Origin of the sequence: Leifsonia sp. PS1209 (assembly GCF_012317045.1) — a bacterium.
In the GTDB taxonomy this organism is placed as follows: domain Bacteria; phylum Actinomycetota; class Actinomycetes; order Actinomycetales; family Microbacteriaceae; genus Leifsonia.
The window spans coordinates 3,903,786-3,924,505 of record NZ_CP051154.1; the positions used below are offsets into that span (position 1 = coordinate 3,903,786).

The 20,720-nt window shown below is 69.2% G+C and carries 25 protein-coding genes; 13 read left to right on the plus strand and 12 right to left on the minus strand.

From position 1 onward, the window contains the following. Positions 1-42: 42 nt before the first annotated feature. Both HF024_RS18680 and HF024_RS18685 read right to left on the minus strand, forming a co-directional pair. The gene (locus HF024_RS18680) at positions 43-1,029 is read right to left on the minus strand and encodes a Gfo/Idh/MocA family oxidoreductase (RefSeq protein ID WP_247597200.1); all 987 of its coding nucleotides are present in this window, start codon (positions 1,027-1,029) and stop codon (positions 43-45) included. Positions 1,030-1,049: 20 nt separating this feature from the next. Further along, positions 1,050-1,946, minus strand: a complete 897-nt coding sequence (locus HF024_RS18685) for a TIM barrel protein (protein WP_247597201.1) — start codon at positions 1,944-1,946, stop codon at positions 1,050-1,052. A 65-nt stretch (positions 1,947-2,011) separates the two neighbouring features. On the opposite strand from HF024_RS18685, the gene HF024_RS18690 reads away from it, so the two are divergent. The 5 genes from HF024_RS18690 to HF024_RS18710 all read left to right on the plus strand — a co-directional run bounded on the left by HF024_RS18690 (position 2,012) and on the right by HF024_RS18710 (position 6,685). Beyond that, positions 2,012-3,019, plus strand: coding sequence for a LacI family DNA-binding transcriptional regulator (locus tag HF024_RS18690; protein ID WP_247597464.1), 1,008 nt, complete (start codon positions 2,012-2,014; stop codon positions 3,017-3,019). Continuing rightward, on the plus strand, positions 3,016-3,738 hold the full coding sequence (locus HF024_RS18695) for an SDR family oxidoreductase (RefSeq protein ID WP_168690600.1): 723 nt from the start codon (positions 3,016-3,018) through the stop codon (positions 3,736-3,738). Before HF024_RS18690 ends, HF024_RS18695 begins: the two co-directional genes overlap by 4 nt. A 41-nt stretch (positions 3,739-3,779) precedes the next feature. Then, positions 3,780-4,517, plus strand: a complete 738-nt coding sequence (locus HF024_RS18700) for an SDR family oxidoreductase (RefSeq protein ID WP_168690601.1) — start codon at positions 3,780-3,782, stop codon at positions 4,515-4,517. 49 nt (positions 4,518-4,566) lie between these two features. Continuing rightward, positions 4,567-5,547 (plus strand): NAD-dependent epimerase/dehydratase family protein, encoded by a 981-nt coding sequence (locus HF024_RS18705; RefSeq protein WP_168690602.1) that lies wholly within the window; start codon positions 4,567-4,569, stop codon positions 5,545-5,547. Between the two features lie 142 nt (positions 5,548-5,689). Further along, positions 5,690-6,685 carry a LacI family DNA-binding transcriptional regulator gene (locus HF024_RS18710; RefSeq protein WP_168690603.1) on the plus strand — a complete coding sequence of 332 codons (996 nt, stop codon included), beginning with the start codon at positions 5,690-5,692 and terminating at the stop codon, positions 6,683-6,685. 95 nt (positions 6,686-6,780) lie between these two features. Here the strand turns inward: HF024_RS18710 and HF024_RS18715 are convergent, their stop codons facing one another. Continuing rightward, the gene (locus HF024_RS18715; RefSeq protein WP_168690604.1) at positions 6,781-7,014 is read right to left on the minus strand and encodes a hypothetical protein; all 234 of its coding nucleotides are present in this window, start codon (positions 7,012-7,014) and stop codon (positions 6,781-6,783) included. 546 nt (positions 7,015-7,560) lie between these two features. Between HF024_RS18715 and HF024_RS18720 the strand changes: the two genes are divergently transcribed. Continuing rightward, a complete protein-coding gene (locus HF024_RS18720; protein ID WP_085368377.1) occupies positions 7,561-7,770 on the plus strand; it encodes a cold-shock protein in 210 nt (69 codons plus the stop codon). Between the two features lie 51 nt (positions 7,771-7,821). Here the strand turns inward: HF024_RS18720 and HF024_RS18725 are convergent, their stop codons facing one another. Continuing rightward, positions 7,822-9,027 (minus strand): GDSL-type esterase/lipase family protein, encoded by a 1,206-nt coding sequence (locus tag HF024_RS18725; RefSeq protein ID WP_247597202.1) that lies wholly within the window; start codon positions 9,025-9,027, stop codon positions 7,822-7,824. Positions 9,028-9,184: 157 nt separating this feature from the next. Next, on the minus strand, positions 9,185-10,114 hold the full coding sequence (locus HF024_RS18730; RefSeq protein ID WP_168690605.1) for an aldo/keto reductase: 930 nt from the start codon (positions 10,112-10,114) through the stop codon (positions 9,185-9,187). A 129-nt stretch (positions 10,115-10,243) separates the two neighbouring features. On the opposite strand from HF024_RS18730, the gene HF024_RS18735 reads away from it, so the two are divergent. Next, entirely contained in the window at positions 10,244-10,555 is a 312-nt protein-coding gene (locus HF024_RS18735; RefSeq protein ID WP_085368379.1) for a TetR family transcriptional regulator, read from the plus strand. A 10-nt stretch (positions 10,556-10,565) separates the two neighbouring features. On the opposite strand, the gene HF024_RS18740 is transcribed toward HF024_RS18735, so the two are convergent. Further along, complete coding sequence (locus tag HF024_RS18740; protein ID WP_168690606.1) at positions 10,566-11,135, minus strand: alpha/beta hydrolase; 570 nt, start codon at positions 11,133-11,135, stop codon at positions 10,566-10,568. Positions 11,136-11,241: 106 nt separating this feature from the next. Beyond that, a complete protein-coding gene (locus HF024_RS18745) occupies positions 11,242-11,895 on the minus strand; it encodes a TOPRIM nucleotidyl transferase/hydrolase domain-containing protein (RefSeq protein WP_247597203.1) in 654 nt (217 codons plus the stop codon). 84 nt (positions 11,896-11,979) lie between these two features. Here HF024_RS18745 and HF024_RS18750 point away from each other — a divergent pair, with 84 nt between their 5' ends. After that, positions 11,980-12,264, plus strand: a complete 285-nt coding sequence (locus tag HF024_RS18750; protein ID WP_085368381.1) for a YtxH domain-containing protein — start codon at positions 11,980-11,982, stop codon at positions 12,262-12,264. A 13-nt stretch (positions 12,265-12,277) separates the two neighbouring features. Here HF024_RS18750 and HF024_RS18755 read toward each other — a convergent pair whose 3' ends face one another. Beyond that, entirely contained in the window at positions 12,278-12,814 is a 537-nt protein-coding gene (locus HF024_RS18755; protein ID WP_168690607.1) for a hypothetical protein, read from the minus strand. A 45-nt stretch (positions 12,815-12,859) separates the two neighbouring features. Continuing rightward, on the minus strand, positions 12,860-13,192 hold the full coding sequence (locus HF024_RS18760; protein WP_168690608.1) for a YciI family protein: 333 nt from the start codon (positions 13,190-13,192) through the stop codon (positions 12,860-12,862). 97 nt (positions 13,193-13,289) lie between these two features. Between HF024_RS18760 and HF024_RS18765 the strand changes: the two genes are divergently transcribed. Further along, positions 13,290-13,802 (plus strand): tetratricopeptide repeat protein, encoded by a 513-nt coding sequence (locus HF024_RS18765; protein ID WP_168690609.1) that lies wholly within the window; start codon positions 13,290-13,292, stop codon positions 13,800-13,802. Between the two features lie 27 nt (positions 13,803-13,829). On the opposite strand, the gene HF024_RS18770 is transcribed toward HF024_RS18765, so the two are convergent. Next, positions 13,830-14,750, minus strand: coding sequence for an AEC family transporter (locus HF024_RS18770; RefSeq protein WP_085368385.1), 921 nt, complete (start codon positions 14,748-14,750; stop codon positions 13,830-13,832). Positions 14,751-15,105: 355 nt separating this feature from the next. Between HF024_RS18770 and HF024_RS18775 the strand changes: the two genes are divergently transcribed. Further along, positions 15,106-16,527, plus strand: coding sequence for a basic amino acid/polyamine antiporter (locus HF024_RS18775; protein WP_168690610.1), 1,422 nt, complete (start codon positions 15,106-15,108; stop codon positions 16,525-16,527). Between the two features lie 6 nt (positions 16,528-16,533). Here HF024_RS18775 and HF024_RS18780 read toward each other — a convergent pair whose 3' ends face one another. Both HF024_RS18780 and HF024_RS18785 read right to left on the minus strand, forming a co-directional pair. Beyond that, the gene (locus HF024_RS18780) at positions 16,534-17,373 is read right to left on the minus strand and encodes a TspO/MBR family protein (RefSeq protein ID WP_168690611.1); all 840 of its coding nucleotides are present in this window, start codon (positions 17,371-17,373) and stop codon (positions 16,534-16,536) included. Between the two features lie 32 nt (positions 17,374-17,405). Continuing rightward, complete coding sequence (locus HF024_RS18785; protein WP_247597204.1) at positions 17,406-18,188, minus strand: putative protein N(5)-glutamine methyltransferase; 783 nt, start codon at positions 18,186-18,188, stop codon at positions 17,406-17,408. A gap of 89 nt (positions 18,189-18,277) precedes the next feature. On the opposite strand from HF024_RS18785, the gene HF024_RS18790 reads away from it, so the two are divergent. The 3 genes from HF024_RS18790 to HF024_RS18800 all read left to right on the plus strand — a co-directional run bounded on the left by HF024_RS18790 (position 18,278) and on the right by HF024_RS18800 (position 20,512). Beyond that, positions 18,278-18,610: a hypothetical protein gene (locus HF024_RS18790; protein ID WP_168690613.1), complete on the plus strand. Its 333-nt coding sequence runs from the start codon at positions 18,278-18,280 to the stop codon at positions 18,608-18,610. Between the two features lie 103 nt (positions 18,611-18,713). Beyond that, positions 18,714-18,983 (plus strand): hypothetical protein, encoded by a 270-nt coding sequence (locus tag HF024_RS18795; RefSeq protein WP_168690614.1) that lies wholly within the window; start codon positions 18,714-18,716, stop codon positions 18,981-18,983. Between the two features lie 17 nt (positions 18,984-19,000). Next, the gene (locus HF024_RS18800; protein ID WP_168690615.1) at positions 19,001-20,512 is read left to right on the plus strand and encodes an FAD-dependent oxidoreductase; all 1,512 of its coding nucleotides are present in this window, start codon (positions 19,001-19,003) and stop codon (positions 20,510-20,512) included. Positions 20,513-20,720 lie beyond the last annotated feature (208 nt).

The window sequence follows — 20,720 nt, forward strand, 5'->3', positions numbered from 1 at the left end:
GTTACGACTTAGGTGAATGCTAGAAGTTTCGGTGATGCGAAGTCAAGAGTTTCCGTCCACCACTAAACGTTTCGTGCGCTCCGTCTCCTTCAGCAGATCGTGCGCGAGGATGGTCTCTGCGACGGTCATCGTTTTCAGCGCATCGCCGAAATGCGACGACGGCAGACGACGCGTGCGCACCGCCTCGATGAACTCGGCGCTCTTGGCCCGAAAGCCTCCGCGCACGTGGAGGTCCGAGGAACCCGCCGAGTCGGCGGCATCCAACTCCTCGCGCCCGTCGGCGTCCCAGACGGTGCCGCCGACCTCGAGATCGCCTTCCGCCACGATCCCCTGCCCGTGGATTTCCACGCCGAACGTCCTCCGGCCGCTCGTCCAGTTCGTGATCATGACCCCGACCGCGCCCGTGTCGAACTCGAGCGTCGCCGCAATGAAGTTGATGTCGTCGACGATCACGCGGCGCGTCACATCCGAGACGGCGATGACCTCGCCGCCGCAGAGGTGCCGGAGGGTGTCGATCACGTGGACGCCGTCGTCCATCATCCGGTCGCGCGCCGACACCATCGGGGTCGGATCGTTCTTGTAGAACCGGCACACCGCATGGACCACCTCGCCGCGCTCGCGCACCCGGCCGACCATGCGCGCCAGCAGGGGGGACGCACGCCGCTGGAAGCCCACCTGCGTGACGCAGCCGTTCTCGTCGGCGAGGCGTGCGAGCGTGCGCGCCTGATGAACAGTCAGGCCGAGCGGTTTCTCGACGAAGAGATCGAGGCCGCGCACGAGGCACTCGCACCAGATGCCGAACATGATCTCGGGCGGCCCGATCACGTAGACGGCGTCCGGACGCGTCTCGTCGAGCATCGCCGACCAATCGGCGAATAGAGCAGTGATACCCCATCGTTCGCCGGTCTCCCGGAGCCGTTCCGGCGAGAGATCGCAGATGCCCGCGATCTCCACATCCGGAAGCGACGTCAACGACGGGTAGTGGACGAGGTTCGCCATCTGTCCGGCGCCGATGACGGCGACGCGCACAGGCCCCCTCTCCGCTGCGCTCATCGGAGTGCCCCCGCGACGCCCTGAGCAGCGGTTCGCAGGCTTCGCGCGTATTCGAGGTCCCGTGTCACTTTCGCGACGAGGTCGCTCTCGTCCGTGTATTCCGCGGTGAGGCAGATCGCGCCGGCGAACGCATGCTCCACGAGGTAGCTGATCGCGCGACCCCATTCCGCCATACCGCTGCGGGCGTCGGTGAAGACCGGTTCCCAGGCAGGATCCCCCTGCGAAGACACCCGCTCGTAGTATGCGCTCTTGAGGTTGACCATCCCGAGCCACGGCCACAGCAGTTCCAGACCATGCTCCGGCCGCTTGCGAGCGAGGGCGTCGTGCGCCGCGTCCCAGATCGCCGCGACGAATCGGGGATCGACGTCCTGGAGCAGCGCGAAGAGCTCCGAAGAGTCGGCGATGTAGTCGTCGTAGTGCGGCTGGATCGCGACCCGAACGCCATGGCGTTCGGCCCTTTCGGAGAGGCCGGCGAGTGTCCGGCGTATGTCCGCGCCCGTTGCGGCGTAGCCACCGGACCCGATGGGCACCATGATTCGGATGAGCGGCACGCCCGCCTCCGCACACGCGGCGAACGTCGCCTCGTCCGTACCCGAGGCGATGCTGGAGACGGCGACCCCGGCTCGCGCGAGTTCCCGCACCGCCGTCGGGAGGGCCGTCGACACGTCATCCGGCGTCACCTGATAGCCGGGCCGCACGGGTAGCTCGACGGCGTCGAAGCCCATGGTCGCCACCAGCTCGCCGAGATCGCCGATGCGTGGCTCTCGCCACGGTTTGGTGAAGACGCTCCAGGTCGTCGTGGGATCAATGTGTGGCATGTCGGACTCCTCGTCAGGGACGTCGCGGGGAGGACGCCCGGAAAATTTTGTGCAACGATACAGTAGTTCGTGCAACGATACAGTGAATCCGAAGCTCGTCAATCAGAGAAGGGGTGAGAGCGATCGCGACCATCAGGGATGTGGCTCAGGCCGCCGGAGTCTCGCCCTCGACCGTTTCGAACCTGCTCAACGCGCGCGACCATCTCATGCAGCCCGAGACACGCCGCCGCGTGCTCGAAGCCATGGAGTCGCTCTCCTACCGGCCGAGCCGGGTGGCCAGGCAATTGCGTGGCGCGCCGAACCCCACGCTCGGCCTGATCGTCCCCTCGGTGGCCAACCCGTTCTGGGGATCGTGGGCTGCCCACCTCGAGGCGGCGTTCCACGCGCAAGGGCGGCAGATCTACCTCTGCAACAGCGAACGCGATCCTGAGCGCGAACGCGCGTACGTCGAGCAACTCTGGGCTGACGGCATCGAGCACATCGTGCTCTCCACCTCCCTCCCGTCGCTCGAGCACCTGCGGCCCGCCATGGACGCCGGCGTGCAGATCATCGCGTTCGACCGTGAGCATCAGGCAACGGACCCGCCGGAGCTGCTGAACGTCAGCATCGACAACGAAGCGGGCGCGTGGATGGCCACGCAGCACCTCATCGAGCGAGGCCACAGGCGCATCGCATTCGTGTCCGGCGCGATGCGCACCATCAGCAGACAGCGTCGCTTCGCCGGCTACTGCCGAGCGCTCGCCGAGAACGGCATACCGTTCGACGACGCACTCGTCCCGCGCTCGTCCGACTTCGGCGATGCGGACAGCGGCCCACTTGCCAGCAAGGCGGTGAACGCGCTGCTGGCACTCGACGACCAGCCCACCGCCCTGGTCGCCGTCAACGACATGTTTGCCCTCAGCGCATCGGCCGCGATCCGGGATGCGGGCCGCGAGATCGCCGAATTCGCCGTCGCCGGGTTCGACGACATCCCGGTCGGAAGCCTCATCTCGCCCGCTCTGACCACCGTCCAGCAGCCGCTGCGCGAGATGGCGGAGGCGGTCCTCCGACTCACGGCGGGCGGTGCCGACGCCGGTGAGCCCAGCCCCTCGCTCGTGTTCCCGCCGACCCTCGTGGTGCGGGCCTCGACGGAACGGAGAATCGCGTGACAGCATCCGGAGCCAGAGTGCTCATCGCAGGCGCCGCCGGCGGGGTCGGCCGCGCCGTCGCCCTGGCGGCGGCGTCAGAGGGCGCGACCGTGCTGCTGCTCGGACGCGATCGCAACAAGCTCGATGCCGTGCGTGCAGAGGTGGCCGAGGCCGGAGGAACCGCACACGTCGCGGTCGCCGATGCGACCTCGGCGGTGCAGGTCGACGACGCCGTCGCGGCGCTGCGGCGCGACGCGGGCGGAATCGACGTCGTCGTGAATGCGGTCGGCGTCAATCTCAAAGGCCGTCGCCTCGACGAACTGGACGAAGCCGGCTGGCGCTCGGTGCTCGACGGCAACCTCACCGCAGCCTTCTTCCTCACCCGGGCGGCGGTTGCCGGTTTCCGTTCCGACGGTGGCGGACTGCTCATCCACATCTCCTCCGTCGCCGCTCTGGTTCCCGACCTCTCCGGAGCGGCGTACCAGGCCAGCAAGGCTGGTCTTGCCGCTCTCGCGCGCGCCACGGCTCTCGAGACCGGCGGCGACGGCGTGCGGGTCACGACGATCTCGCCGGGCCTCATCGACACCGGCTTCGTCCGCCACCGCGCAGCGCCGCCCACGCCCGAAGAGCTGGCGGGAGCACTACACCCGGAGGACGTCGCCGACATGTGTCTCGCCGTCATCCGGATGCCCGCCCGGGCGACCGTCAGCGAGATCGTCATGAGACCCACCGGGCGCTGACCTCGAGTACGTCCCCAGTTCCGACCGAGACGGAGATCTCCATGACCGCACCCTCCACCCCACGAACCGTCCTGATCACCGGCGGCGCGACCGGCATCGGGCTCGGCATCGCCGAGGCCTTCCTGCGCGCGGGCGACCGCGTGGCGATCACGACGAATGCCTCGCCGGTGCCCGAGCACGTGGCCGACCGGGTGATCGCCGAGCGGATGGACGTTACGGACAGCGCCCAGGTGACGACGACCGTCGCGCGCATCTGCGAGGCCCTCGGAGGGAGCATCGACGTACTGGTCAACAATGCCGGCGGCCTCGTCGCGCGCCGTCCGATGGACACAGCAGACGACGCGCATTGGCAACACGTCATCGAACTCAACCTCTCGAGCGTCTTCTACGTCGTGCGCGCGGCCCTCCCTGCGATGACCGACGGCGGCCGCGTCGTCAACATCTCCTCGCTGGCGGCGCACAACGGCGGCGGCCAGGGAGCGGGCGCGTACGCCGCGGCCAAGGCCGGAGTCGAGGGCCTCACCCGAGCTCTGGCGAAAGAGCTGGGGCCACGCGGGATAGCCGTCTCCGCGGTCGCCCCTGGTCTCATCCTCGATACCCCGTTCCACGAGCGCTTCACCCCGGAAGCCGACCAGCGCGCATCCATCGCCGCCACCCCGCTCGGACGAGCCGGCACACCCGCCGACGTCGCCGCCGCGGTGATGTACCTTGCTTCGGAGGCCGGCGGCTTCGCCTCGGGAACAGTGGTCGCGCTCAACGGCGCCGCCGCGTTCCACTAGTCGAAGCGATCTCCGCGCCACCGTGGCGCCCACCGGAAAGAGAGCACATATGCGCATCGTCGTCATCGGAGCAACAGGGCATATCGGTGGCTATCTTGTGCCGCGCCTCGTGGCGGACGGGCACGCCGTGGTCGCGATCACGCGCGGTAGCTCGGCCCCGTACCGTGAGGACCCGGCCTGGCAGAGCGTCGAGCGGGTGATCGCCGACCGCGAGGACGAAGATGCCGCGGGCGCTTTCGGCCCCCGCGTCGCCGAACTCGAAGCAGACGCCGTGGTGGACCTGATCTGCTTCACTCCCCGATCCGCCCAGCAGCTCGCCGACGCCCTTCGCGGACGGGTGCGACAGCTGGTGCACGTCGGCACGATCTGGACGCACGGCATCCTCACCGAGGTTCCCGCTCCCGAGAACGCCGCCAAGCGGCCCTGGGGTGAGTACGGCATCCAGAAGGAGGCAATCGAACGTCTGCTGCTGGCCGAGTCCCGACGCGAGGACGGTCTCCCGGTGGCGATCGTGCACCCGGGTCACATCTCCGGCCCCGGCTGGCCGATTGTCACCCCGCAGGGCACCACCGACCTCGGTGTCTGGCGGAGCCTGGCGGACCAGCGGGAGCTCTTGCTGCCGGGCTTCGGGCTCGAGACCGTGCATCACGTGCACGCCGACGACGTGGCCCAGTTGATCCGGCTCTGCCTCGAACACCCGGACAAGGCGAACGGCGAGGCGTTCCACGCCGTCTCCGAGCGCGCGCTCACACTGCGCGGGTTCGCGGAAGAGGCCGCCCGGTGGTTCGGGGTGGAAGCCAGGCTGCGCTTCGTGCCGTTCGAGGAGTTCAGCGCCTCCCTCCCCGAGGAGCACCGCGACTCCGCCCTCCAGCACATCGCCCGCAGCCATGCGATGAGCATCGAGAAGGGGCGCAGACTGCTGGGCTACGAACCTGCGCACTCGTCGCTCGAGGCCGTGGCGGAGTCAGTGGAGTGGCTGCGACAAGCCGGTCGTCTGGGCGAGGGAGTTCCGCCCGTCCGCTTCGTTTGAGACGCAGCCGCGCCAGCGTCGGGACTGTCGTGGTCGAAACGATTCGCGCCGCGCTGTCGCTGGATTATGCTGAGCGGACGCGGCACTCAGACATCGGCGACCGTGAGGGGTGTTGGACGGAGACACCAGGAAAGACGGGGCTGTGACGACATACAAGGACATCCAGCGGGCCACAGGGCTCTCGCTCGCCACGATCTCCAAGTACTACAACGGGCGAAACGTTCTGGAAGCCAATCGCGAAGCGATCGAGACGGCGGCCCGCGAACTCGACTTCCGGCCGAACCAGTTCGCTCGCACGCTGCGTTCGCGGCGGTCGCGCACGGTCGGGGTGCTGCTGCCGGCGCTAGACAACGACTTCCACCTGACGATCATCGCCGGGGTGGAGGAAGCTCTCCGCCCACGTGGGATCAGCGTCATCGTGGCAGCCAGCCCGGATCCGAGCGAAGATCCCGTCAACCTGCTGATGGACCGCATGGTGGACGGAATCGTCGCGGTCACCCCGCCTCACGACGTGCCCGCCCTGCGCGCCGCGGCTGCGCGCGTTCCGGTCGTGATGGTCGACTGGTTCATCGACGACGTGCACGCCGACGGAGTCTTCATCGACAATGCAGCGGCTGGAGCACTCGGGGCCCGGCATCTCCTCGATCACGGTCACCGCCGGATCGGATTCGTCGGCGGCGAGCCGATCATCTCCTCCATGCGCCTGCGCACCGAAGGGTTCGAGCGCGCGCTGGCTTCCGACGGGGTGCAGGTTGACCTCTCACTGGAACGTCTCGTACCGCTCACAGTCGAAGCGGGCTATCGCGCCGCTCAGGAGTTGCTCGCCCTGCGGCCGCGCCCCACCGGGCTTTTCACTGCGAACTACGAGCTCACCCTGGGCGCCGTGACCGCTGTGAACGACTCGGGGTTACGCATCGGCCGTGACATCTCGGTGGTCGGATTCGACAGCCGGGAGCTCGCACAGGCGCTCGTGCCGAAACTGACGGTCATCGTGCAACCGACCCGCAAGATCGCCAAGCACGCCGCCCGCCTGATCGCCGACCACATCGAGTCGCCGGACGAGCGCCCCGAACCGAGGATCGAGTACCTCGAAGCGCACCTCATCCCCGGTGCCTCGGTGGCGCGCCTCGATGAATGACGCGGCGGCAACACAGCAACTGCTCATCGAGTCCGTTTCTCGGCGGTTCGCTCGACCGCGTGCGGCAGGCTCTCACCACGGGGCGCTAGCCGGCCCTACCGCTGCCACCGAATCCTCGCGGCCACGATGAATCGCGCAATCGCGAGGGCGACGATCACCGGGAAGGCGATCGCGCCTGTGACGATCCGCTGGTGCGTGTCGCCGAACACGGCGGCAACAGCCGCGATCATCGCCGCAGCGGTCAGGAGCCAGTAGATCCACGCGAACACACCCGTCCTGACCGCGTTGCGGAACGGGTCCCCCGACCGCTTCGATTCGTCGATGGCCATCGAATTCACCGTCCTCTAGGCGTAGCAATGAACATACACATTGTGGAAGTTGTTCGGAATCGGATAGCTCGCCCAGCGGGTTCCGAAGCACTGGCAGGTGTTCCGCGCGACGTTCGCCTGCGCCCACCCGCCGATCACCGCAGCAGTACACAGCACGACAGCCGGCCCGGTAACACGGCGTGCCGCCTACAGTAGCTCGATACGCTAAATCCATTACGTTAAATGCTAGAATCGTTTTTCCCCTCATGCCGCTCTCGGCGGCTCGCTCGACCGCGTACGGCAGGCTCTCACCAAGGGGCGCTAAGCTCTCAGGCAGCGTCCGGCGTTCTTCTGGCCGTTTCTTCGCAGCGATCCGCTGCCGAACGGACATTCACCGCACACTTCAGCCCACCAGCGCTCGCCCGGCATCGCCGCCGCCGACCGCATCCAGGGCAGCTCAGCTCGCGCGCACCGTCGACACGGTTCGCGCATCCACCGTCCGCGTCACTGGCGCGGTCGACGGGTCGCATCGCGTGGCCCGCAACACGAATAAAAGGGAATGACGATATGGCCACCGGCACCGTCAAATGGTTCAACTCCGAAAAGGGATTCGGGTTCATCGCGCCCGATGACGGCACGAAGGATGTCTTCGCGCACCACAGCGCGATCGTCGGCGGCAACGCCGGACACCGCAACCTCGAAGAGAACCAGAAGGTCGAGTTCGACACCGCGAACGGCCCCAAGGGCCCGCAGGCGGAGAACATCCGCGCCCTCTAGGGTTTCGCACTTCGGGCGGGGGCGGGACGGCTCAGCCGTCCTTCCCGCCGCCTACTGCTCGCCCGGCTCCCAGCGCCACAGCTCGCGCTGGGCGAGCAGTGCAAGCTCGCGGAGCACGTCGAGATCCGTCTCCGACTCCGCAGGGTCCCTCGCCGTCCGGCCGAAGACGCAGATCGCGCCGATGCGCGTCCCGTCCGGCGCCTCCACCGGATATCCGGCGTAGAAGCGCAGGTGCGCGGGCCCGGTCACCATGTCGTTCTCCGCGAACCGCGGGTCGTCTTCCGCGTTCGGGATGACCATGCCGTCGTCGGTGGCGATCGTGTACACGCACACCGACTCCTCCAGCGGGAACTCGGTCAGTTGCGTGCCGCTCGACGCCAGATGCCACTGCTTCTCGTCGTCGAGCACCGAGAACAGTGCGATGTCCGACTGCAGGGTGCGGCGGGCGGTGCCGACGATCCCGTCGAGGCGCGCATCCGGGCCCCGTTCGTGGAGCCGCAGCCTCGCGATGGCGTCCACCCTGTCCTCCGCGGGCGCCGGCGGGACGGTGCTGATCACGTCGGCGACGTCCGGGGCGATCACGTCGGCGATCTGCCGCGCCCAGAACAGGTAGTCGGCCGGGGTGCGGTGGCGGGCGCTGTCGTTGTGCGGCGGCGCGGCCAGCGGGACGAACACGGCCAGGTCGGTGTCGGCGCACACCGCGGCCGCCCGCCTGTTCAGCTCGGTCGCCGACCGCTGCACGATGTCGCCGTACTCGTTGTCGTACGGCCGCACCGAACGGATCGGCTGACTCCCGAGCCACACCACGACACCCTGCGACCGCGACCGGATGTGGTCGAGCGCCGCCCGCATCCTGCTCTCCCAGCGCACGGGGTCCGCACGGTGCAGCGCGTCCGTCATGGTCACACTGACGACGATCGCCGCATACCGGGACAGGTCGGCGTCTGCGAGCGTCGACCGCAGCGTGCGCACGCCGATGTCCGCGCCGGCGAGCACGTCGACGACGACGCCCCGCCCGGTGGTCGCAGCCATCGCGCGGGCGAGGGCGCCGGGCAGCGCGAGGTCGTGACTGCCCACTCCCCAGCCGGCGGCCGGGCCGGAACCGACGACGAGCATCCGGATGCTGTCGCGCCCAGAGGCGTACGCCTGCGGTGCATCCATCGGCCGGATGGTGCGCGACCGTGCGGAGGCGACGCGCCACAACCACAGCCGCGACGCGAGATCGCGCAGCGGCGCCGGAAGCGAATCGACCTGCACCCTCCGACGGTAGCCCGCGAATGCATGCGTTGCGAGTGGATGCTTGGCGACACGCTGACCCGCTCATGCGCGCGTGGCGAGTGGATGCGCGCCCGCCGCGGCAGCCCGTCCGCTACGACCGGCCAGCGCTACGGCCGCCCGCTACGGCAGCCCGCCCCTACGGCAGGATGTGTCCCGCCGTCGTGAACAGGCGGTACCACTCCTCGCGGGTGAGCGGCACGTCGCTTCCCGCTGCGGAGTCGAGCAGGTGGTGCACGTTCGTGGTGCCGAGCACGACCTGCATGTTCGCGGGGTGCCTGGTGATCCAGGCGACGGCGATGGCGGCGGGCTGCACGTCGTACTTCGCCGCGAGCCCGTCGATCACCTCGTTCAGTTCGGCGTAGTTCTCGCGGTCGCCGAGGAAGACGCCGTCGAAGAAGCCCTTCTGGAACGGCGACCAGGCCTGCAGGGTGATGTCGTTGAGGCGGCTGTAGTCGAGGATGCCGTTGTCGCGGTCGATGGACTGGTCGAGGGCGGCCATGTTGGCGGCGATGCCCTGGGCGATCAGCGGGGAGTGGGTGATGCTGAGCTGCACCTGGTTGACCACGATCGGCTGGCGCACAGAGCGCTTGAGCAGGTCGATCTGGCCGGGGGTCTGGTTGGAGACGCCGAAATTGCGGACCTTGCCGGACTCGAACAGCTCGTCGAAGGCGGCGGCGACCTCGTCCGGCTCCACCAGCGTGTCCGGGCGGTGCAGGAGCAGCAGGTCGAGGTAGTCGGTCTTGAGGGCGGAGAGGGACTCGTCGACGGTGGTCAGGATGTGCTCGCGGGAGAAGTCGAAGTAGCCGTCCCTGATGCCCACCTTCGACTGGATCTGCACCTGGTCGCGCTCGGACGCCGGAATGGCCCCCGCGTCCCCGAACCGCGTCTCGCAGCTGTGCCGCACATCGCCGTAGATGTCGGCATGGTCGAACATGGTGATCCCCGCATCCCTGGCCGACCGCACCAGGCTGCGGATCTGTTCGTCGTCGAGCGGGGTGATCCGCATCAGGCCGAGGATGATGTTCGAGGTTTCGACGGTGGTGTTCGGAAGGGTGAAAGTCTTCATGGGCCTATTCTGCTCCCGCCACCGGATGCGCGCTCCCGCCACCGGATGCATGAGTACGGTCCGCGCGCAACCCCTATACCCCCGCGGGGAACGGCCTACCGTTCGTGATCCGACGTCGACGGAGGACCCATGACGATTTCCCACGCAGACCAGCGCGCGTGCGACCGCTTCCGCGCGGAGACCCACCTCGAGGCGCGCCCGGCAGCCGCGCCCTGCTACATCGTGCACGCTCTCGGCCGCGACTTCCGCGTGAGCGACGAGATGGCGCGCATCTTCCTGCGCCAGGTCGAGCGCGTGCTCGAAACGGACAGCTCGGCACTCGTCGTGCTGCGCCACCAGCACGGCGTCGAGCTGCTGCTCGTGCGCGACGACAACGCGTTCTCGATCCGGCAGGAAAGCACGGTCGAGGCGACGCGGGAGGCGCACGCGCTGACCGCGTGACCGCCCCGGATCACGTGCTGGCGGACTCGGCAAGTCGGGATTCGAGGCGATCGAGGGCGTCCTTGCCGGTCGCCCAGTCTCCGAGCCCGCTGGCGGAGTTGATGTGCCCGGTGCTGCCCGCCACGAGGAGGCCACTCCCCCAGCCGTCCGCCAGCCCCTCGGCCTTCCGGCGGTCGCAGTACGGGTCGTCCGCACTCGCGACGACCACGCTCGCACACGGCAGCCGGTGCTCTCGCAGAGAGACGAAGGTCGGAGCATCCCGAGCCGGGAACGCCTCGCCCGCCGGATCCGGCGGCGCAACGAAGAACGCCCCGACCGGCCGCTCGACGGGTGCATGGCGCAGCCACTCGGACACTGCCCAGCAGCCGAGGCTGTGCGCGACCAGCACTATGCCGTCGACCCGCGGCTCGATGGCGCGCACGGCTCGCTCGATCGCGGCGACCCAGTCACCGAGCTCCGGATGCGACCACGACACCGGCTCGATGCGGACCGCATCAGCACCCCACTGCTGCTGCCATCGCGTCTGCCAGTGCGTTGCGTCAGAGCCCCCGATACCGGGAACGATCACGTGACCGATCACCTGCCACCTCGTCTTCCATGCGCCCCGACCGGCGACCGGAGTTCTCGTAACCCAGCATGATGGCAGATGACCTCGATGCAGAGCGTGCGTGGCGAGTGCGCCCGGGTCACTCGCGCGCGAGCAGCGCCTGCAGCGGCCCCGGCACCCGCTCCGCCGGGAGCGCCAGCACGAGGGCACGCCCGTAGTGCTCCTTGCGTCCCGACGTCGTGCCGAGGAACCGGTGCAGCTGCTGCTCCACCGGCCGGAGGCGCTGCGCTGGCTGCTGCTGGAACATCCGGAACAGGCGCAGATCGCCCTCGCGGGCCAGCACCTCCTCGACGCCGCGGACGCCGAGGGCGCCGATCAGTTCGCCCTCCAGGTCGGGGTGGCAGACGTGGATGTCGGAGGCGCGCATCCCCGCCCAGTGGAAGAACCGCACCTCGCCGGCGTCGCACAGGCCGCGGAGCGCCACGCCCATCCCGTTCGGTCCGAGCATGGCCACGAACCTCCGGATGCTCATCGCACCACCCATCGGAAGCACCGCCCAGCCCTCGCCCGGCAGCTCCCTGCCGTGCAGTTCGGCGAGCGCCTCGACCGCTGCACGGTCACTCGCACCCTCGACCAGGATGGCGGTGTCGATACCGCCGCCGCCACCGGGAGAGGGCGCGACGGGAGGGGGCGCGACGCCGGCCGCCCACGCCGACACGGCGTGCTCGAACGCACGCACCTCTGCGGTGCGCGAGCCACCCTCGGAGGGCCGGACGCTCGACGGCTCCGTCACGCAGCCATTCTGGCACCGTGCCCCCTTCCCATCGACGGCGGGGCGCGTACGGTGCGTGGAACAACCACCACGGAGAGGACGACGATGAAGGTAATCATTTTCCTGGCAGGCGCGGCCGTTGGCTTCGTGCTCGGGTCCCGGTCAGGGCGCAAGACCTACGACACCATCAAGCGTCAGGTCAGCGGGTTCACGCACTCCGACCCTGTTCAGCAGGTGAAGGGCGACGTCCGCGACCTCGCAGGCAAGGCGGCGTCCGAACTCGGCGACCGCGCGAGCGACCTGGTCGACAAGGCCAGCGGCAAGCTCGACGACATCACCGGCAAGAGCAGCAGCTCCAGCACGGGCAGCACGAGCCCCAGCGGGGCGTAGGCGCACTGAGGGCTCAGGCGCCCTGCGGCGGGTCCGTCAGCAGGCCGACCCGCTCGGCGACGTATGCCTCGAACGCGACGGCATCGGCATCCGGTGTCGTCGCGTTCCAGCGCACGAGGGCGCGTCCGTCGCGCACGAACAGGGGGCCGGTGGATGCGCGCAGGCTCGCCGCATCCAGGTCGATGATCGCCGCGTCGTAGTTGACGGTCTCTCCGTCCGGGATGTGCCCGCGTTGCGCCGCTGCCCGGTACGCGCGCCTGGTCTCGGCGGACTGCGACTGGTACGCGGGACGGCCGGGTGCGGTGGCGCGGATGATCGCCCCTGTCGCGCGCAGCACGCCCTGCCTGTCGAGCAGCAGCACGCCCAGCCGCCACACCCTGCCCACCGGCCGCAGCACAGGCTCCCGGGTGACGAGCAGCTTCCGGTGTCGCGGCACGAACTCGGCCAGCGCCTCGTCGCGCGCGCCCGCCGCATCCAGTCGTCGCACCGCCTCGGCGAGCGTCGACCGGATGAGCGTCACCGCTGCGTCGTCCCCGCTCGTCTGCTCCACGCAACGAGAATACTCATCAGGCCGAGAGTCCAGCCCGCCGAACACTCAGCCCAGCGGCCAGAGCTCCCGCACCTCGATGCGGCCGAACCGCGCCATCGGGTGCCGCGATGCCAGGTCGACGGCGTCGTCCATCGAGTCGCAGTCGATGACGTCGTAGCCGGCCACCCACTCCTTGGTCTCGGCGAACGGGCCGTCCGTCACGTGGAGCCTGCCGCCGCGTACGCGGACGGTCTTCGCCTCCTCGATGGGGCGCAGGCGGTCGCCGTCCGGCTCCCTGCCGCGCGCATCCACCTCGGCGATCCAGTCGGCGATGGTGTCCTCGCTCTCGCGGTACGGTTCGCCGTCGAGCGCGGTGGTGATCAGAAACAAGTAGCGCATTCCGTGCCTCCTGAAGGGTGACGTTACGGTACTGCGTCGAACGGGACGGCCGGATTTCGACGTATGGTGGCCTCACCCCGACAGGAACAGGAAGAGCATGGTCGCCCACGTCACCCCGCGCCTCGAACAGCAGCTGCGCGACATCTTCGACAAGCGGGACAGGCAGAACATGCAGCCGACCATCGACGCCTTCCTGGAGGTGCTCGCCGAGAACCCAGGCAACGCGTACGTGCTGTACGACGTCGGCGGCTCGTACGACACCGCCGGCGAGGAGGAGACGGCGCTCGGCTACTACGAGCAGGCGATGGATGCCGGGCTCACCGGGGACACGCTCCGCCGCTGCCTGCTGCAGTACGGAAGCACGCTGCGGAACCTGGGCAGGTTCGACGAGTCGCTCGCCGCCCTCGAGCAGGCGCTCGCCCTGTATCCGAAGTCGGAGTCGGTGCGGATGTGGCACGCGCTCTCTCTGCACGCGGCCGGGCGCAGCGACGCGGCGGTGGCCGAGCTGATGGAGCTGGCGGTCGACCACATCCGGACGGAGGACCTGCTGCGCTACGAGGCGGCGATCCGCGGCAACGCGGAGTACCTGCACTCGCTCGACCGCGGCTGACGCGGCGCGGAGCGCGTAGCGGCGCAGCTACGCCAGCAGCGCCGCGATCAGCAGGAGGGCGGGCACCGCGAACAGCGTCGTGAGCAGCACCACATCCCGCGCCACGGTCATCCCGCGCTCGTAGCGGGCGGCGAAGTTGTAGACGTTCTGGGCGGCGGGCAGTGCGGCGAGCGCGACGGCAGCGAACAGCGCGTGCCCGTGCATCCCGAACCCGAGCCAGGCGACCAGGAACGCGATCAGCGGCATGACCGCCGCCTTGATGACGGAGGCGGTGATGATCTCGATCCTGCCGTGGTCGGCGCGCAGCGGGCGTGAGCCGTGCAGCGACATCCCGAACGCCATCAGCACCAGGGGCACTGCGGCCCCGCCGAGCAGCACGAACGGCTGGAACACCGCATCCGGCAACCGGAGGCCGCTGAGGTTGATCAGGATGCCGAGCACCGAGGCGATGATCATCGGGTTGCGGACCGGCTGCGTGAGGATGGAGCGCACGGACACCGACGAGCGCGAGGTGATGTCGAGCACGGTGAGGGCGATCGGCGCGAACACGATCAGCTGCAGCAGCAGCACCGGAGCGACGTATGTCGCACTGCCTAGCACGTAGACGGCCACGGGCAGGCCGATGTTGTTGGCGTTGACGTACCCGGCTCCGAGCGCGCCGATGGTGGTCTCTGCCGCCCCTCGCCGGAAGAAGAGGCGCGAGAGCAGCACGAACAATCCGGCAGCGGAGATGGCGGCGACCCCGGAGATGAGCAGCTGCGCGGAGAACACGACGTGCAGGTCTGCCCTGGCCAGGGTGACGAACAGCAGCGCGGGGTTGGTGACGAAGAACGCGATCCTGTTGAGGACGAACGACGCCTGCGGTCCGCCGATGCCCAGCCGCCCTGCCACGTAGCCGACGGCGATCACGAACGCGATGATCGCGAACCCGATCACCACTCCGCCCATCCCTCCACCATACGGCCGTTGCCGTCCGTTGCCTCGCGGCTGCCACCCACACCCACACCAGTTCTCCGCTCACGCGGAAATCTGCGCGCTCGCGACCGCGAGCTCCGTCCGGACGGGGATCAGCGCGGCGTGTCGGCCGGCTACTCCTGCGTTGCGCGCGGCGCGCGTTCGACCGGAGTTCCCGGCCGACTCGCCGCCGAATTCTCCGCTTGAACGGAGTTCGCGGTCGTGAGCGCCGAATGTTCCGCTCGGGCGGCAGCGGGGCGGTGGGGTGGGGGCGGTGGGGGCGAGGCGGTGGGGATCGGGCGGAAGCGGCGGCGGCGGGCGCCGCGAAAGAAACGTAAAATGTCTGCACGTGACTCAAACGCGCAAGCTTCCGGTGCTCGTCCTGGCCGGCATGGTCGTCGGCTCGATGGTCGGGGCCGGCGTGTTCTCGCTGCCTGGGACGTTCGCCGGGGCGACGGGCGCGATCGGCGCCATCGTCGCGTGGGCCATCGCCGGGGCCGGGATGCTCACGCTCGTGTTCGTCTTCCAGCGGCTGGCTGTGCGGAAGCCGGCGCTCGACTCCGGCATCTACGCGTACGCCAAGGCCGGGTTCGGCGACTACGTCGGGTTCTTCTCCGCGTTCGGCTACTGGGCGAGTGGATGCGCCGGGAACGTCACGTACTGGGTGCTCATCGGCTCCACCATCGGCGCCCTGTTCCCGGCGTTCGGGGCGGGGAACACCGTGCTCGCCGTGGCCGTGTCGACGGTGGGCGTGTGGGGGTTCTTCCTGCTGATCCGGCGCGGGGTGCCGCAGGCGGCGTTCATCAACACCATCGTGGCCGTCGCCAAGGTGGTCCCGCTGGTGATCTTCCTGGTGATCGTCGTGGCCATCGGCTTCAACTGGGATACCTTCACGCTCAACCTGTGGGGCACGGGCAGCCCGGATGCGTCGTCGCTGTTCGGGCAGATCCAGAAGACGATGCTGCTGACCGTCTTCGTGTTCCTCGGCGTCGAGGGCGCGTCCGTGTACTCCCGCTACGCGAAGAGCCGCCGCGACGTCGGCCGCGCCACGCTGCTCGGGTTCCTCAGCGTGCTGTGCCTGTTCGTGCTCATCACGGTGCTGTCGTTCGGCGTCGCTCCGCGGGCGGAGATCGGCGGGATGCGGGAGCCGTCCGTCGCGAGCGTGCTGCAGGTGATCGTCGGGCCGTGGGGGTACACGCTGATCAGCGTCGGTCTCGTGGTCTCGGTGCTCGGCGCATACCTGTCCTGGACGCTGATGGCGTCCGAGGTGCTGTTCACCTCGGCGAAGAATGAGGACGCTCCCCGGTTCCTGGCGGCGGTGAGCAGACGCGGCGTCCCGGTGGCCGCGCTGGTGCTGACGACCCTGCTGGTGCAGGCGCTGCTGATCGTGACGCTGTTCTCGGAGAACGCGTTCCAGTTCATGCTGAGCCTCTGCAGCTCGCTCGCCCTCATCCCGTACGTGCTGACGGCCGGGTACGCGCTGAAGCTCGAGACGCGGGCCGGCGACGATCCGGGCGGACGCAGCCGCCGCGGGCTGACGGTGGCGATCATCGCGACCGTCTACACACTGTTCCTGATCGTCGCCGCGGGGCCTGGCTACCTGCTGCTGACGTTCATCATCTACGCTCCGGGCACGCTGCTGTTCGTCGCGGCGCGGCGGGAACGCGGCCTGCGGGTGTTCCGGCCGTTCGAGGCGGTGCTCTGCGTCCTGGCCGTGTTGCTGGCTGTCGCGGCGATCGTCTCGCTCGCGGCCGGCTGGATCAAGATCTAGGGAGCGTCACCCGAGGTCCGCGGCCGAGCGGCCGCGCCCCGAGACCCGGACCGCGACGGCGATCATCAGCAGCACGACCGCAGCGGCGATGGCCGTGATGGCGACGGGCGCGGACTCCAGCGTGCCGGTGAGCCGGGACACGCCGATCCAGGCGAGCCCCCACGCGCTCGCGATGGCGGGAGCCAGCCTGCCTCGGTCCCAGATCGCCAGGGCGGCGCCGAGGATGGCGGCGACCACCACGAGCGCCATGCCCCAGGCGTGCGGGCTCCAGCCGAAGCCGTCGAAGCCGGCGGCGACGAGCAGGCTGGTGACGTTGGCGACCGTCGCGACCATCACCCAGCCGAGGTAGAGGCCGGTGGTGCCGTCGAACAGGATCGCGTCGGCCGTCGTTCCGCCCGGGATGCGCTGCAGCAGCACGAAGGCCACGATCAGCACCACGAGCAGCGCGGCGATGAGCACCGCGGAGAGGGCGAGCATCCCGAACTGCACGCTCAGGATCCAGGCGGCGTTGAGGAGCAGCGAGGCGAGCATCCAGTATCCGATGCGGCGCTGGCGGGTCTTGGCGGCCTGCGACGGGAGCGCCTGCCAGATGGCGTAGCCGAGGAGGCCGAGGTAGATCACCGACCAGATCGAGAAGGCGGGGCCTGCCGGGGAGAGCATTGTGGCGTCGGCGCTGAGCGCTCCGCCCGCCGCCTTCTGGATGGGGGTGCCTCCCGCCGCTCCGGAGCCGATGAACGCGCCGATCACGGCGAGGACGGCGCCGACGACGACGGCGACCTGGCGCACCCGGTCGGCGGCGACGGGGCGGGTCGCGGTGGCGGCGTCGGTGACAGCGGTGGTCGACATGCCGGTCACGATATCCCTAGCCCGGCTAGATATCAACGGGACGAGGTGGCCACCACGACGGTCGTGTCGTATTCGTCCGATGCGACCGTGCGCACCAGCAGCCCCGCCTCCTCGAACAGCGCGGCCGTCCGGGCCGCCTGCTCGCCGCTCGTCTCGATCAGCAGCGAACCGCCGGGAGCCAGCCACGCGGCGGCCTCTGCCGCGACGCGGCGCTGCACCGCCAGCCCGTCGGCGCCGCCGTCGAGCGCTACAGCCGGCTCATAGAGGCGCGCCTCCGGAGGCATCAATGCTATGGCTTCGGTCGGGACGTACGGCGCGTTCACCGCGAGCACGTCCACCCGCCCGCGCAGGGAGGCGGGGAGAGCGTTGAACAGATCGCCCTCGTACACCGTGCCCCTCGGCTCGATGTTCTCCCGCGCAGAGCGCACGGCCGCCGGCTCGATGTCGCAGGCGACCAGCTCGACGCCGTCGCCCACCCGGGATGCGATGGCAGCGCCGATCGCACCGGCACCGCAGCACAGGTCGAGCACCACCGCATCCGGAGCCGCGAGTGCCACCGCCTGCTCCACCAGGAACTCGGTGCGGTGCCTGGGCACGAAGACGCCGGGAGCGACCCGGATGCGCAGGCCGCAGAACTCCGCCCAGCCGATCAGCGGTTCCAGCGGAAGGCCGGAGACGCGCTTGGCGACCAGGTCTTCCAGCTGGTCGGCGTCCGTGGCCGCCTCCGCGATGAGGCGCGCCTCGTCCTCCGCGAACACGCATCCCGCCGCGCGGAGACGGGCGACGATGGCGGGATCGGGATGGGGGTCTGTCACGGTGGTCATGCTAGCTCGCGCGACAGAATCCCGAAGCGGGCATCCGCACAAGACCTTGACCTGACCGGCTCAGGCGGTATGGATGGTCTATGAAACGCATCCACTACGCGAGCGGGTCCTTAGTGACCGGTGACGCGATCGCCGACGTGATTTTGCGTTATGCCGCTGCGCTGGCGGAGCATCGAACGGCTGCGGAGCTGGCGGTGCCTGCTGTCGGAGAGGACGGCGCGGTCACGGAGGTGCTGCTCGTGCTCGGTCCGGCCAGTCAGATGCTCGCGGAGCACCTGCCGGGGACGGACGAGTTCGTGGACGAGGAGTTCGTGGACTCGTTCGAGAAGAAGGTGGCAGCGCTGGGCACCAAGGCCGGGTTCGTCACGAAGGGAACGGAAGAGTCGGACGACCTCGACTTGGACTATCTCTGATGCTCAGTTTCCTGGCAGCTTCCGAAAGTTCTCCCGATGCACTGGCGCATCCGGAAACGCCGCGTACTATCACGACGAGATAGCTAAGGACACGGGAGAGGGCATGCAGGTGTTCCACGTCTACATCGACGACCTTCGGTTCACCTTCGTCGACCGCGCTCCCGTGGAGGAGCTGAAGAGCAGCGTCGTCAAGGCGAGTCGATCCGATGGTGATTTCATCCAGATCACCCAATCGAGCAGGCCGCCGAGCGAGGTGTTCATCACGGCGCAGACGAAAGTCAGGATCGAGACGGCAACCATCCCGCGCGATCCCGGCGACGGCGGGTCGGACGACGACGACGCCTTCTGGTTCGACTTCGACTCGCTGAACTGAGCGACACCGCACCCGACATGATCTCGCTCTGGCGCGACGTCGCCGCCCCTATCCCCACCGATCCCTTCGTGGACGGCGGCGAGTACGACAGCGTGATCGTCGGCGCAGGACTCACCGGTCTCACCACCGCCCTGCTGCTGGCCAGGCACGGGATGCGCGTCGCCGTGCTCGAAGCGCGCACCGTCGGCGCTGTGACCACCGGCAACACCACCGGCAAGGTCAGCCTGCTGCAGGGCACGACCCTCTCGCAGATCCGCCGCCACACCACCGACAAGGTGCTCTGCGCGTACGTGGACGCCAACACCGCCGGTCAAGGCTGGCTGCTCGACTATCTGGACGAGCGGAGCATCCCGTACGACGTGCGCGACGCATACACGTACGCGACGACACTGGATGGCCGCGACAAGCTCGACGCCGAACTCTCCGCCGCCCGCGTCGCCGGGCTGGCGGCGACGGAGGAGCGCGGCTGCGAGCTGCCCTTCGCCGTCGAGGCCGCACTGCGGCTGCCCGCGCAGGCGCAGGTGGACCCGATGGCGCTGCTCGCCTCGCTCGCCGCCGACGTGCGGGCGCTCGGCGGCGTGATCGTCGAAGGGGAGCGGGTGACCGGCGTCTCGGCGAGCGAACCCGCGGTGGTGACCAGTACCTCCGGCACGACGCGCGCCGGCAACGTGGTGCTGGCGAGCGGAACGCCCATCCTGGATCGCGGGCTCTACTTCGCAAAGACGGAACCGCTGCGCTCGTACATCACGGCGTTCCGGGTGCCCGGCGAACTGCCGCGCGGGATGTACCTCTCGGCCGACGAGCCGACGAGGTCGCTGCGCACGGCGGGGTCGCCGGACGGCGAACTGCTGCTCGTCGGCGGCAACGGGCATGTCGCCGGTCGCGCGGAGTCTCCTGCGGCTCTCGTCGCCGACCTGACGGCGTGGACGGAGACGACCTTCCCCGGAGCGGAGCGCACGCACTGGTGGGCCGCGCAGGACTACCGCTCGGCCAACCAGGTGCCGTTCGTCGGCTGGCTGCCGCGCGGACGCGGGCGCGTGTTCCTCGCGACCGGATACAACAAGTGGGGCATGACGAACGGCGTCGCCGCCGCGCTCAGCCTCACCGCAGACCTCACGGGCGAGACCATCGAGTGGGCCCGCGTGCTGCACCACAGGGTCACCCACCCGATCGACATCGCCACCGGCGCCGTCTTCAACGCGGGGGTCGGCAAGGCGGCGGTCACCCAGTGGGCAGAAGCGGAGACGGGAGGACAGCTCCCGGTGGATGCTCCCCCGCCCGCTGAGGGGACGGGCGTGGTCGGCCGCCGGGGTGCTTCGCCCGTCGCCGTCTCGACGGTGGACGGCGTCACCTGCGCCCTCTCCGCCGTGTGCACCCACCTCGGCGGCGTCGTGCGCTGGAACGACGCCGAACTGTCCTGGGACTGCCCGCTGCACGGCTCCCGCTTCGCACCGGACGGCACCGTGCTCGAGGGTCCGGCCACGTCGGCGCTGAAACCCGTGGATGACGCCGAGCCCGCGGGAGAGTAGTCACGGCGAGTGCAGCTGGCTCATCGTTACGTAACTCGAAGGAATTGCCGCTGTCGGGGTCACCAAGTGGCGTGGGTGCACAGCTGACATAGCAATGGGTATCAATTATGTGTTGATGGGATGTTTGAGACCTGTTAGGTGACGATTATTGATCTGGGACGAGAGAGCAGCGCTGCTCTGGAGCTTCAACGGGGCGAAACGCGCGGCA

What these genes read in the sequence shown, in the direction of transcription:
- HF024_RS18700 (WP_168690601.1), top strand. Translation starts at nt 3,780, where the DNA reads ATGACCGCACCCTCCACCCCACGAACCGTCCTGATCACCGGCGGCGCG.
- HF024_RS18705 (WP_168690602.1), top strand. Translation starts at nt 4,567, where the DNA reads ATGCGCATCGTCGTCATCGGAGCAACAGGGCATATCGGTGGCTATCTT.
- HF024_RS18715 (WP_168690604.1), bottom strand. Translation starts at nt 7,014, where the DNA reads ATGGCCATCGACGAATCGAAGCGGTCGGGGGACCCGTTCCGCAACGCG.
- HF024_RS18720 (WP_085368377.1), top strand. Translation starts at nt 7,561, where the DNA reads ATGGCCACCGGCACCGTCAAATGGTTCAACTCCGAAAAGGGATTCGGG.
- HF024_RS18730 (WP_168690605.1), bottom strand. Translation starts at nt 10,114, where the DNA reads ATGAAGACTTTCACCCTTCCGAACACCACCGTCGAAACCTCGAACATC.
- HF024_RS18735 (WP_085368379.1), top strand. Translation starts at nt 10,244, where the DNA reads ATGACGATTTCCCACGCAGACCAGCGCGCGTGCGACCGCTTCCGCGCG.
- HF024_RS18750 (WP_085368381.1), top strand. Translation starts at nt 11,980, where the DNA reads ATGAAGGTAATCATTTTCCTGGCAGGCGCGGCCGTTGGCTTCGTGCTC.
- HF024_RS18760 (WP_168690608.1), bottom strand. Translation starts at nt 13,192, where the DNA reads ATGCGCTACTTGTTTCTGATCACCACCGCGCTCGACGGCGAACCGTAC.
- HF024_RS18765 (WP_168690609.1), top strand. Translation starts at nt 13,290, where the DNA reads ATGGTCGCCCACGTCACCCCGCGCCTCGAACAGCAGCTGCGCGACATC.
- HF024_RS18770 (WP_085368385.1), bottom strand. Translation starts at nt 14,750, where the DNA reads ATGGGCGGAGTGGTGATCGGGTTCGCGATCATCGCGTTCGTGATCGCC.
- HF024_RS18780 (WP_168690611.1), bottom strand. Translation starts at nt 17,373, where the DNA reads ATGTCGACCACCGCTGTCACCGACGCCGCCACCGCGACCCGCCCCGTC.
- HF024_RS18790 (WP_168690613.1), top strand. Translation starts at nt 18,278, where the DNA reads ATGAAACGCATCCACTACGCGAGCGGGTCCTTAGTGACCGGTGACGCG.
- HF024_RS18795 (WP_168690614.1), top strand. Translation starts at nt 18,714, where the DNA reads ATGCAGGTGTTCCACGTCTACATCGACGACCTTCGGTTCACCTTCGTC.
- HF024_RS18800 (WP_168690615.1), top strand. Translation starts at nt 19,001, where the DNA reads ATGATCTCGCTCTGGCGCGACGTCGCCGCCCCTATCCCCACCGATCCC.